Source organism: Acidiphilium sp. PM (assembly GCF_000219295.1).
Taxonomy (GTDB): Bacteria; Pseudomonadota; Alphaproteobacteria; order Acetobacterales; family Acetobacteraceae; genus Acidiphilium; species Acidiphilium multivorum.
Map to the genome: position 1 here is coordinate 1 of NZ_AFPR01000474.1, position 12,049 is coordinate 12,049.

12 protein-coding genes are annotated in these 12,049 nt (G+C 63.3%); 4 read left to right on the forward strand and 8 right to left on the reverse strand.

Features of this window, described 5'->3' with window-relative positions:
- From lpxI to APM_RS14620, 3 genes are all read left to right on the forward strand, one after another.
- On the forward strand, nt 1-313 hold a 313-nt coding region (gene lpxI, locus APM_RS14610; protein WP_007424146.1), incomplete at its 5' end, for an LpxI family protein.
- The gene (gene gloA / locus APM_RS14615; RefSeq protein ID WP_007424147.1) at nt 310-702 is read left to right on the forward strand and encodes a lactoylglutathione lyase; all 393 of its coding nucleotides are present in this window, start codon (nt 310-312) and stop codon (nt 700-702) included. The genes lpxI and gloA, both read left to right, overlap by 4 nt.
- 37 nt (nt 703-739) lie before the next feature.
- A complete protein-coding gene (locus APM_RS14620; RefSeq protein ID WP_231844427.1) occupies nt 740-1,984 on the forward strand; it encodes a sulfotransferase in 1,245 nt (414 codons plus the stop codon).
- A gap of 30 nt (nt 1,985-2,014) precedes the next feature.
- Here the strand turns inward: APM_RS14620 and APM_RS14625 are convergent, their stop codons facing one another.
- The 3 genes from APM_RS14625 to APM_RS14635 all read right to left on the reverse strand — a co-directional run bounded on the left by APM_RS14625 (nt 2,015) and on the right by APM_RS14635 (nt 4,212).
- Nucleotides 2,015-2,587: a hypothetical protein gene (locus APM_RS14625; protein ID WP_007424149.1), complete on the reverse strand. Its 573-nt coding sequence runs from the start codon at nt 2,585-2,587 to the stop codon at nt 2,015-2,017.
- Nucleotides 2,588-2,640: 53 nt separating this feature from the next.
- Complete coding sequence (locus tag APM_RS14630) at nt 2,641-3,132, reverse strand: hypothetical protein (protein ID WP_007424150.1); 492 nt, start codon at nt 3,130-3,132, stop codon at nt 2,641-2,643.
- Between the two features lie 408 nt (nt 3,133-3,540).
- Complete coding sequence (locus APM_RS14635) at nt 3,541-4,212, reverse strand: hypothetical protein (RefSeq protein ID WP_007424151.1); 672 nt, start codon at nt 4,210-4,212, stop codon at nt 3,541-3,543.
- A gap of 538 nt (nt 4,213-4,750) precedes the next feature.
- Between APM_RS14635 and APM_RS21660 the strand changes: the two genes are divergently transcribed.
- Nucleotides 4,751-6,328 (forward strand): hypothetical protein, encoded by a 1,578-nt coding sequence (locus tag APM_RS21660; protein WP_138919217.1) that lies wholly within the window; start codon nt 4,751-4,753, stop codon nt 6,326-6,328.
- 39 nt (nt 6,329-6,367) lie between these two features.
- Here the strand turns inward: APM_RS21660 and APM_RS14640 are convergent, their stop codons facing one another.
- The 5 genes from APM_RS14640 to APM_RS14660 form a co-directional block, all read right to left on the reverse strand.
- Nucleotides 6,368-6,886, reverse strand: coding sequence for a GNAT family N-acetyltransferase (locus tag APM_RS14640; RefSeq protein ID WP_007424153.1), 519 nt, complete (start codon nt 6,884-6,886; stop codon nt 6,368-6,370).
- A 249-nt stretch (nt 6,887-7,135) separates the two neighbouring features.
- Entirely contained in the window at nt 7,136-8,815 is a 1,680-nt protein-coding gene (gene ettA / locus APM_RS14645) for an energy-dependent translational throttle protein EttA (RefSeq protein ID WP_007424154.1), read from the reverse strand.
- Nucleotides 8,816-8,995: 180 nt separating this feature from the next.
- Nucleotides 8,996-9,607 (reverse strand): hypothetical protein, encoded by a 612-nt coding sequence (locus APM_RS14650; RefSeq protein ID WP_012040078.1) that lies wholly within the window; start codon nt 9,605-9,607, stop codon nt 8,996-8,998.
- A 155-nt stretch (nt 9,608-9,762) separates the two neighbouring features.
- Nucleotides 9,763-10,734: a 2-dehydropantoate 2-reductase gene (locus APM_RS14655; protein WP_007424156.1), complete on the reverse strand. Its 972-nt coding sequence runs from the start codon at nt 10,732-10,734 to the stop codon at nt 9,763-9,765.
- Nucleotides 10,731-12,049: acyl--CoA ligase (locus APM_RS14660; RefSeq protein ID WP_007424157.1), on the reverse strand; the 1,319-nt coding region annotated here is incomplete at its 5' end. The genes APM_RS14655 and APM_RS14660, both read right to left, overlap by 4 nt.

Consider the following 12,049-nt stretch of genomic DNA (forward strand, 5'->3'; position numbering starts at 1 on the left):
GCTCGCGGTCGAGGCGGCGGAAGGCACGGATGCCATGCTCGCCCGCGCCGCCACGCTGCGCCGGCCGGGGCCCGGCGGCGTGCTGGTCAAGCTGGTCAAGCCCGGCCAGGAGCGCCGCGCCGATCTGCCGACGCTCGGGGTCCGAACCGTGCGGGGCGCGGTGGAGGCTGGGTTGCGCGGCATCGCATTCGAGGCCGAGGGCGCCATATTGATGGATCGCGAGGCAATGGTGCGCGAGGCCGAGGCGGCGGGGCTGTTCCTGCTCGGCATCGACCCCGGCGCCGCAAGATGGGACGAAGGAAAACGGGAATGAGCGATTTTCAGTATCTGCACACGATGATCCGGGTGAGGAACCTGGACGAGAGCGTGAAATTCTATACCGAACTGCTCGGCATGAAGGAACTCCGCCGCAACGACGTGCCGGACGGCAAGTATACGCTCGCCTTCGTCGGCTATGGCGACGAGGCCTCGCACACGGTGCTCGAGCTGACCTACAATTACGGCGTCGACAGCTATGACCAGGGGACGGCTTTCGGACATCTGGCCCTCGGCGTGCCGGACATATACGGTGCGGTGGAGAAGCTCCGCGCCGCCGGCGTGAAGATCACGCGGGAGCCGGGGCCGGTGAAGTTCGGCAAGACGGTGATCGCCTTCATCGAGGACCCGAACGGCTACAAGATCGAGCTGATCGAACGGAAGTGAGCTGAGCATGCCGCGCGACCCGGTACCCGAACCGCCCGTGAAACGACCCGGCAAGAGCCTGCGCTTCCGGCTGCTCTCGGCCGGGTTCGGCGCGGCGGAGGCGGTGCTGCCGCGCGGCATTCCGGCAATCGACGCAAGCGCGATCGAGGCCGCCGGCGGCAGCACGCTGCCGGATTTCGCGCGCGAGGGGCTCGAGCGGCTGACCGCCTCGATCGCGGCGGAGACCAGCCTGTCGCTGTTTGGCCGGGTCTCGGTCCGCTACGACCTCACGCGGCTGGTCCGCAACGCCGAGACGATCCGGCGGATGCATGCCGCCACCCCGGGCATCGGCCGCGAGCCGGTGCGGGCGCCGGTGTTCATCATGGGGTTGCCGCGGTCGGGGACCACGTTCCTGCACACGCTGTTCGGCTTCGACCCCGACGTGCTGGTGCCGCGCGTGTGGCAGACGCTGTATCCGGCGCCGCGGCCGCGCGGGTTCGATCCGCGCGCGAGCGCCGTGGCGCGCAAGACCGACCGGCAGCTCGACATGTTCGCCGGCATGGCGCCGGAGTTTCCGGCGATTCACCCGATCGACGCCGACAGTCCGCAGGAATGCAGCGAGATCACCGCGCATGTGTTCCACTCGCTGCGGTTCGACACGACGTTCCGGGTGCCGAGCTACACCGCATGGATCGACAGCCAGGACGACGCGCCGGCCTTCGCGTTTCACCGGCAGTGGCTGCAGGCGATGCAGCACGGCACCGGAGGAAGATTCTGGGCGCTGAAATGCCCGGAGCACACGTTTTCGGTGAAGGCGATCCTGCAGACCTATCCGGATGCGCGGTTCGTCGTCGTGCATCGGGACCCGGTGCATGTGTTCGCCTCGGTCGCGCACATGACCGAGGTGCTGCGGCGGCCGTTCCTGCGCGGGATCGACCCGGCGGAGATCGGCCGGCAGGTGACTGAGCGGTGGATCGACGGGGCGCGGCGTCTGGTGGAATTCGACCGCAGCGGGGCGGTGCCGGCGGAGCGGCTGGTGAACATTCAGTACGAGACGCTGACGGCGGACCCGATCAAGGCGGTGTCGGGCATCTACGCGCATTTCGGCGAGACGTTCTCGCCCGCGGCGGAGGCGGCGATGCGGGCGCATCTCGATGCCGCGCCGCGCGGCGGCTATGGGCGGAACCGCTATCGGCTGGCGGATTTCGGGATCAACGTGGAGCGGCTGCGGCCGCGGTTCGCGCCGTATATCGAGTATTTCGGCGTGCGGGCGCGCCCGTCGGACGGCACGCAGGCGGCCTGACGGGTTTTTTTCTCCGGGAAAAGCGAGGGGTCAGGCCGGGCGCGGGGGCGCGCGGACGGGGCGTTGCGCGCGCGGGCGGATTCGGGGCGCGGGCGGGGCGGCGTGTGTCGGGATTTCGGGGATAAATTCGGGGTCGGGAGCCGGTTTGGGGCGCCTGGGCGCGGGCGGTGGCTCGCGGGGGGCGATGCTGGCGGGCGGGCGGATGCCGAGGTGGCGGCAGAGCGGGCGGAGGATGCGGCCGAAGCGGGGTTCGGCTTCGAGGAGGGCGGCGCAGACGGGGTCCGCCATCAGGTGGCGGAGCTGGGAGGCGGCGGCGGTGGCCTCGGGGATGGGGCGGAGCAGCCAGGCGAAGCGGCGCGGCAGGGTTTTGCTCCGGCGGGCGGGGCGGTTGCGCCGGCGATCCGGCTTCGGTGCGGGGAGGGCGCCGCCGGCGGCATCGAGCCGGGCGGCGAGGCTGCCGATCCGCTTTGAGGCGCGGTTGAGGCGGAGCCAGAGCAGGATGACGACCGGGGCCGCGAGCGCGCCGCGGGCGCCGCGCGCGGCCACGGCCCGGCAGAGGGCGTGGACGATGGCGGCGAAGCGGAGCGCGAACGCGGCGTGCATGAACGGAACATGAACACGACCGGGCGGGGGTGGGCAAGGGCGATGTTTCGCGCTCAGGCGAAGAGGCGCTGGTGGGCGGGGCGGAGGGCTTCGGAGAAGCGGAGGGTGGCGAGGTGGTCGCGGCCGGAGCAGATGGCTTCGGCGGAGAGGCCGAGGGTGGCGCGGGGCGGCTTGCCGGCGAGGGTTTCGATGGCGGCGAAGGCGCGGCGGAAGGACGAGCCGCCGGCGGTGGCGAAGATGGCGTATTCGGGCAGGTTGCGGGCCTCGCGGCGGAGCCAGAGGCGGACGGGGGCGGCGGCGGACCAGGCCCAGACGGGGGTGCCGACGAGGACGAGATCGTAGGCGGAGGGGTCGTAGGCGGCGGAGGAGATCGGCGGTTCGACGAGGCCGAGGGCGATCAGGATGGTGCGGAGCAGGCCGCGCCCGCCGGGGCCGCAGCCGGGGCAGCGGATGCGCTCCATGTCGGCGCCGAACTCGGCGGCGAGCATGCGGGCGATGCGTTCGGTGGTGCCGGTGCGGGAATAATAGACGACGAGGGTGCGCATGGCCTTCGTTCCATACTGGTATCGAGCGTGCATGTATTCCACGACGCCGGCGCGCGCGCCTTGATCCTGCTCAATTCGTGAAACGGCATATACAGCACTTTCCGATCCTTTCGGATCGGATGTAGTGCTCTATCATATTGATAAACAGAGCATCTTTATCCGATCAGATGACTCCATCTGATCGGATGATGCTCTAAAAAATTCTGGAACGCAGTGGCGGCCGGACGAACGCTCCGCCGTCGAGCAAGCAAGGGCCAGAGCGCGTTCCGTTCCAAACGGCTCGGAAGGCGCTCCATCTTCCTCATCAATCGAGTTTCGTTGTCCGCTCCGATCGGGATACGAGGAAAAACAACAGTATAGTGGCCTGATTGTCCCTGAAATTCACCCACGAGTTTCAGGGGCGGGACATTAGTTGAAGAATTTCCTGGCGAATTGGCCTTTCAGGGAGAGGGGGCGGGGGTTGGGAAAGAACTCTTCGCGGCCGGTGCTGGCGCGGCCGAGATTGCCCAGACCCGCGGGGCCACGACGGTATTTGTGCAGGACGGGATCGGGCGGGTTGGCGCCCTTGTCGAAGCTGGTGGGGAAGGAGTCGATGGCGTCGGTATAGCCGAAGAACTTGCAGAACTTGTAACCGCGGGCGAACATTTCATCGGCGATGAGTTGGGCGAAGGCGGGCTGGGGATTGCCGTGGACACCGACGCCGGCTTCGCCGGAGTGGCAGTTGAAGCATTTGATGTCGCCGAAGAATTCGCGTTTCAGGCCGGTGGTAATGAGGCGCTGGACGACTTCCGTGTAATGGATCGTTTCGCCGTTGCGGGCGACCTCGATCGTCGGGGAGCCGGGCATGCCGTGGCCGCGAATGTAGATCTGCGCGGTGTTGAAGCTGCTGAAATAGGGGTCCGACCCGCCATCGTACCGAACGACGATGGACGAGCGGCCCTTCAGGAGATCGTCATCGACGACGAGCTGGGCCTTGTTCATGCCGGGCTGGCCGCCGAAGGCCTGGTTGCCGTATTCGTGGTGGGCCATGGTGATGTAGACACTTTTCGGGTCCGCGGGGATGAACATTACCTTGGTCATGGACGAGTTCCATGGGGCGTCTTGCCCCGGTGATGGGCGGTGAAGCGACCGGTTGCGCCGGGGTTCGGGGCGCGAGCAAGGATATGATTACGATCCGGCAGCGATCGTCAATCGCAGCGCGGGGCCGAGCCGGTTTGGTTGTGACAGCGGTCACAGGGCTGGGCGCGCTCATGCAAGCGGTGTGGCGCGCCGGTTAACCGCCGCCTGGATCGAGTGGAGGAGGTCGGCCAGTTCATCGTCCCGCCCCTCAATTTCGCGCACGGCGAGGACGCCCAGAACGATCTCCGCTCCCGCCGGGCGCTCACGCGCCGACGGTCCCGACTTAAGGAGGCGGCGACGATGTTTCTGACAACAGGCGTGTCCTAGATTTTGATACCTCTATGCTTTTATCCTTATCGCTCGTCCGCGAACTGTTGGGTATGACGAATACGCTAGACGCGCCGCTCAGCACGCCGGTAATCTAACGGCGAAGATGTTCTTGGTTATTTTTCGTCGATTTTGTCTAGACCTACAGACTGTTTGATGCCCCTATAGTTCCATGAGCGTCATGGGTGATTCATCTGACAACCTTGGTGCCTGGGGCGAACATACTTTCGCAGCCATGTGCACTGCAGCGGGCCTGATTGCTAATAGAGCATCTCGTGACAAGATGGGCTGGGATTTTATCGTAGAGCTTCCTCCTGACGATTCGGATTCTTCAATCTCTTATGACAAAAGACAAAATCGTTTAAGTTGCCGCGTCCAAATAAAGACCCACCTAAATTCAGATAAAATTCGCACTGACTTAAGTCTCTCCGCGGCAGAACGACTAGCAAAAAGTTTAGATCCGTCATTTGTTTTCGTTTTAATCGCTGAAGAAGACAACGCAACACATTCATTTAAATTGTCTAAATGTTATTTAATTCATATTTTTGACGAAAATCTTGAAAGAATATTAAAGTCCCTAAGATCACATTCTGTATCGGAACAGCCGAAATCTCCGCAGAAAAAAAGGATTACATTTGATCCAAAAACCTCGGGTCAAGATATTTCACCAAATGGCAAGGCGATCGTCGATGCGATTTTTAGCATTATCAATCCTAGTATGGCGGATTACAGAAAGAAAAAACAAGATCAACTTGAAAACGCCGGCTATGCTGATAGGCGCTTTCGATTAGAAACAACGATTACGGCTGAAAATCCTGATGATTTTGTGGAGATGATGCTAGGTATTAAGTCCACAAATCTTGTTAAACTAAACGCGTATGAATCTCGATTCGGAATTAATTTGCCAATAGATAGATTAAATCAAAATCAAATTATTGATTTCAAAATTCTTCCAACACCTATTGATTGTGAAATTATATTTTTTGGGCCACCAGGATCCCAGCCAGCGCGACTTTCTGCAAGTCTATATTTTCCAGCGGCATTAGTTCCAAAAGACAATTTTCGAATTATTATAAAATCGGGATACTTAGATTTTGATTTCAGTATTTCTAAGGGTCTTAATTTCAATTTAGAAATTAACTCCATCGTTGAATCTAATCATGAATTTATCGATTGTCATAATTATCTTATTTTACTTGACTTAATATCAAATAATTTGGTTCAACGCTTGCAAATTAAGTCTAACAATACAGCATATCAATCATTGATTTTCGACATTTCAGGACACTTTACCGGATTCAAAACTGAATGGTTTGAGTATTTAAAAACTGTATCTGATTTAGCAAATAAAATTCTTTCTTTTGCTGGAACTAATGGAAATATGACATCATTTAATGATTTAGATCTTCATGCGGAGTCAATTTTTTTTGCATATGATTGCATTTTCAATCCGAAAAATTTGCCGCAACAAAAATTATTATCATTAAATAAGAAAATAGAAAATACAGTAAAATCAAATTCAGATATTTTATTTATAGGAAGAGTTATTATCGCAGAAAAAATAATAGCATATGCATGTAGTGCAAGGGCATTTTTAAAAAGCGAAAATGACAAAATAAATTTATACTACGACATTATACAATATGAAGACATAAATATAGTAAATACTGATGACGACTCTCTATGTGATTTCATAAATAAAATCAAATACAAAACAAAAATTGAAAACTCAATCGTTTTTAATTTATAGCATCCTTTGCGGATTTTGCAGAATAAATTATTCGGCGTTTTATGTCGACATCACACTCTCATACACCAACATCTGCACGCCGTTGCGGAGAAAAGATTCGGATTCGGTCATGCCGATGGCGCCGAGGACGGTGCGGGAGGCGAAATTGTCGGCGCGGGCGACGGCGATGATGCGGGGGAGCGAAATACGGTCGTGGCCGTAGCGGAGGGCGGCGCTGGCGGCTTCGCGGGCGAGGCCGGCGCCGCGGACTTCGGGCCATAGGGCGAAGCGGAGCGCGATGCCGCGGCCGTCCGGGCGGTCGGCGAGGCCGGTGATGCCGAGGAAGGCGTTGGTGGACTGGCCGCGGATGGTCCAGATTCCGAAGCCTTGCGCGCCCCAGGCGGCGATGTCTTCCGCCAGTTCCGCCGTGGCCTGCTCGGCGGTGCGGACGCCGCCGAGCATCATGGCGAAGGCGCGGGGGTCGGTTTTCAGGGCGACCAGGTCGTCGCGGTCCGCCCAGTTCACCGGCTCCAGTCGCAGCCGCGCCGTGGTGACGCGCCAGGCGGGGTTGGCGGTCATGGAGATGGCGGGGCCTTGCCCCGGACCCCATCAGGGGCGCCGCCCCTGAACCCCGCCAAAGGCGGAGCCTTTGGAATCCATTCGTTTTGGTTTTTGGGGAGGGCATCCGGGCAATTGCCTTGGTAAAGGCAGGGACACGCCCTCCCCAAAACCAAAACGCGAGCGCGGTTCCAAGGGCTCAGCCCTTGGCGGGGGTGCAGGGGGTGGAACCCCTGCGTGGGCCCGGAACCAAGACCCTGCATCCGCTGGCTACCGGGTGAGGGGGCGGTATTTGATGCGGTGGGGTTCGGTGGCGTCGGCGCCGAGGCGGCGTCGCTTGTCTTCCTCGTAGTCCTGGAAGTTGCCCTGGAACCATTCGACGTGACTGTCGCCCTCGAAGGCGAGGATGTGGGTGGCGAGGCGGTCGAGGAACCAGCGGTCGTGCGAGATGATGACGGCGCAGCCGGCGAATTCGGCGAGGGCTTCTTCCAGGGCGCGGAGGGTGTCGACGTCAAGATCATTTGTTGGCTCGTCCAACAAGATGACGTTGTGTTCGCCCTTGAGCATTTTGGCGAGGTGGACGCGGTTGCGTTCGCCGCCGGAGAGGATGCCGACCTTCTTCTGCTGGTCGGAGCCCTTGAAGTTGAAGGCGCCGACATAGGCGCGGGAGGCGACGGTGCGCTTGCCGAGGTGGATGACGTCGGTGCCGCCGGAGATTTCCTCCCAGACGGTCTTGTTGTCGTCGAGGCTGTCGCGCGACTGGTCGACATAGCCGAGTTTCACGGTGTCGCCGACGGTGAAGGTGCCGGCGTCGGGTTTTTCGACGCCGGTGATCATCTTGAAGAGGGTGGACTTGCCGGCGCCGTTGGGGCCGATGACGCCGACGATGCCGCCGGGGGGGAGCTTGAAGGAGAGGCCGTCGATCAGGAGGTTGTCGCCGAAGCCCTTGCGGAGGTCCTGGGCCTCGATGACGGTGCCGCCGAGGCGCGGGCCGGGGGGGATGACGATTTCGGCGACGCCGGAGACCTGCTCGGTCGATTTGGCGAGCATTTCCTCGTAGCGGCTGATGCGGGCCTGGTTTTTCGCCTGGCGGGCCTTGGGGGAGGCGCCGATCCATTCGCGCTCTTCCTTGAGGGCGCGCTGGCGGGCGGATTCCTCCTTTTCCTCCTGGGCGAGGCGCTTCTGCTTTTGCTCCAGCCAGGAGGTGTAGTTGCCCTCGAACGGGTAGCCGCGGCCGCGTTCGAGTTCGAGGATCCAGTTGGTGACGTTTTCGAGGAAGTAGCGGTCGTGGGTGACGAGGATGACGGTGCCGGCGTAGGCGCGGAGGGTCTTTTCGAGCCAGGCGACGGATTCGGCGTCGAGATGGTTGGTCGGTTCGTCGAGGAGCAGGAGGTCGGGCTTCTCGAGGAGGAGGCGGCAGAGGGCGACGCGGCGGCGCTCGCCGCCGGAGAGGTTGGTGACGGGGCTGTCGGCCGGGGGGCAGCGGAGGGCGTCGAGGGCGATGTCGATCTGGCGGTCGAGCTCCCAGCCGTCGCCGGCGTCGATCTTCTCCTGGAGGGTGGCCTGCTCGGCGAGAAGGGCGTTCATCTTCTCGTCGTCCATCGGCTCCATGAAGGCTTCGGAGATCTCGTTGAAGCGGGCGAGGGCGGCGCGCATGTCGGCGAAGGCGAGGGCGACGTTCTCGCCGACGGTCAGCGTCGGGTCGAGATGCGGTTCCTGCGGGAGGTAGCCGACGCGCACGCCCTCGGCGGCCCAGGCCTCGCCGCCGAATTCCTTCTCGATGCCGGCCATGATTTTGAGCAGGGTGGACTTGCCGGCGCCGTTGACGCCGAGGACGCCGATCTTGACGCCGGGGAGGAAGGAGAGGGTGATGCCCTTGAAGACCTCGCGGCCGCCGGGGAAGGCCTTGGTGAGGTCTTTCATCACGTAGACGTACTGGTAGCTGGCCATCGGGAGTTCCTGTGCGCGTGCGGAGTTTGCAGCCCGTATAGGTGGGGGGCGGCGCGCGGGCAACCGAGGGCGGGATTTTGGGGCGTGGAATGAGGAACGGCCGGAGCAAAAACTCCGGAGCGGAATGAAGAACGGCCGGAGCAGAACTCCGGCCGTGTGCTCAGGCGTTGGGCGTGCGGGTCAGATGTAGACGTGCCAGCCGAGCGAGAGGTTCAGCACGATGCCGTAGGTGAGATACATCAGCAGCAGGCCGGTGAGGATGTGCACGAGGCCGAGGGCCTTGCGGCTGAGCGGCATGAACAGGTCGAAGCAGTAGAAGAATTCGAAGAAATACACCGCCATCAGGCCGGCGAAGAGCAGCGTCACCGGGCCGTCGCCGGCGGTCTTGAAGACGATGAGGCCGAGCAGGGCGACGAGGAAGAAGGCGACGCTCATGAAGCCGTTCGGCACGATCGAGCCGCCGCGCATGCGGCTGAGGCCCATCGCCAGCCAGTGGATGCCGAAGACGGTGGTTTCGATGCCGGCGGCGTAGAGCGGGGTGGATTTCGCGCCGACGCCGAAGACGTTGAACCAGGTCAGGCCGACCAGGATGTAGGTGCCGCAGAGGAATTGCAGCATGCCGGGCATCCAGAAGCCCCACCAGCCGTTGGTGAGTTCGCTGGACTCGGATTTCGCCGGGAAGCCGAAGAGTTCCTGCGGGCCGAAGATGAGGTAGCCGGTGCCGAGGCCGAAGAAGGCGAGGCCGAGGGGCACGTAAGCGGATTGCGTGAGCGCGAATGATGTTGGGGTCACTGGGCGTCTCTCTATTGTTTGATTGAGCCCGCGCCGGCGGTGGGCGCGACGCGGGCGGGTCCGACGACTGTTCGGCGCCGAAGGTTTAATATTCGAGACGGATTACCAGATCGCCACTTTGTGCGTTCACTTATGCGTAATTCACGCGAGCGTGATCAGACGCCCGCGATTCTGGCACGCTGGCGCACGAGGGCGAGGACCGAGGCGGAGATCGGCGCCGGGATATCGACCCAGCCGGCCATCTCGACCACGGCGCCGAGCAGCGCCTCGATCTCGATCGGGCGGCCGCGCTCGAGGTCCTGGAGCATGGAGGTCTTGTGCGCGCCGACCTCGGCCGCGCCGTCGATCCGCTTTTCGACATCGATGGCGAAGCGGACGCCGAGCGCCTCGGCGATGGCCGCGCCTTCCAGCATCATCGACCGGGCGAGGGCGCGGGTGCCGGGATCGGAGGTGATGACGTCGAGTGTCGCACCGGTCAGCGCGCTGATCGGGTTGAAGGCCATGTTGCCCCAGAGCTTCACCCAGATGTCGTCGCGGATGCGGGGACGGACGGGCGCCTTGAGGCCGGCGTCGATCATGAGGCGGCTGATCAGGGCGGCGCGCTCGGTGCGGGCGCCGTCGGGCTCGCCGAGGATGAAACGGTCACCATAGGTGTGGTTGACCACGCCGGGCTCGACGATCTCGGCGGCGGGATAGACGATGCAGCCGAGCGTCTGCGCCGGCGGCAGCGCGGCCCAGACCGCGCCCTCGGGATCGACCGCCTTGATGCCCCGGTCGGTGAAGGGCGCGGGCAGGCCGTAGGTGTACCACCAGGGGATGCCGTTGATCGCGGCGATGATGGTGGTCCGCGGGCCGATCAGGTGGCGGAGCTGCGGCAAGGCGGGCTCGATGCCCTGGGCCTTGAGGGTGACGAGAACGTAATCCTGCGGGCCGAGCTCGGCGGCATCGGCCACGCGGGGGCGGGTGAGGATTCTTTCTCCGCCGGAGAGGAGCAGAAGCCCGTTGGCCTCGATGGCGGCGCGGTGCGGGCCGCGGGCGACGATCGAGACATCGGTGCCGGCGGCTTGCAGCCGGGCGGCGACGAGGCCGCCGATGGCCCCGGCGCCGAAGACGCAGACGCTGGTCATGCCTCGATCCCGAGGCGGGACGCGAGGCCGACGCGCTGGACCTTGCCGGTCGGGCCCTTGGGGATCGCCTCCATGATCAGGATGCGGCGGGGCACCTTGAAGGCGGCGAGGCGGCCGGCGGCGAAATCGCGGATCGCCTGCGGGTCGGGCGCGGTGCCGGCGCGGGGGACGACGATGGCGCCCACCTCCTCGCCCAGCTTGTCGTGCGGGATGGCGAAGGTGCAGACCTCGGCGATGTCCGGATGGTCGAGCAGGGCGACATCGACCTCCAGCGGGCTGATCTTCTCGCCGCCGCGGTTGATCTGCTCCTTGAGCCGGCCGGTGAGGAAGAGATAGCCCTCGGCGTCGAGCATGCCCTGGTCGCCGGTGCGGAACCAGCCATTGGTGAAGGCCTTGGCGTTGGCCTCGGGGTTGGCGGCGTAGCCGGCGGTGACGTTGGGGCCGCGGATGACGACCTCGCCGGTTTCGCCCTGCGGCAGCAGCGTGCCGTCATCGTCCATGATGGCGATCTCGGGGCCGGCGGCGATGCCGACCGAGCCGGCCTTGCGGGCGCGCGGCGGCAGCGGGTTGGAGGCCATCTGGTGCGCCGCCTCGGTCATGCCGTAGGCCTCGATCACCGGGGCGCCGAATTTCTGCTCCAGCGCCGCCATCACCTGCGGCGGCAGCGAGGCGGAGGAGGAGCGGATGAAGCGCAGATTGGCGAGCGCCCTGACCGCGTCGTCCTCGGGGGCGCGGAGCAGGATCGCCTGGTGCATGGTCGGCACCGCCGTGTACCAGGTGGGGTTTTCCTCCTCGAGCCAGGAGAAGAAGCGGAAGGCGTTGAAGCCCGGCGTGCAGCAGACGGCGCCGCCGGCGCGCAGCGAGGCGAGGGTGGCCGCGATCAGCCCGTGGATGTGGAACAGCGGCATCACGTTGAGGCAGAGATCGTCCGGCGCGAGCGCCAGGCTGGCGGCGATGTGCCGCGCCGAGGCGGCGAGGTTCTTGCTCCGCAGCGGGACGATCTTGGGCCGCGCGGTGGTGCCGGAGGTGTGCAGGACCAGCGCCTCGTCCTCGGGCTCGGCCGGGCCGGGGTTGGCGGCGGGGGTTTCGGGCAGGGCGGAGACGTCGAGCGTGAAGGCGCCGGCCGGAGCGGACTCGTCCTCGGCGAGGTCGAGCAGGGGGATGCCGAGTTTGGCGGCGACGCCGCGCACCGGGCTGTCGGCGCCGGCGGCGACGATGACGGCGCGGGGCTTCAGGTCGTCGAGATAGAATTCGAATTCCTGGTCCTTGTAGGCGGGGTTGAGCGGGGCGGCGCAGCACATCGCGGCGATGGCGG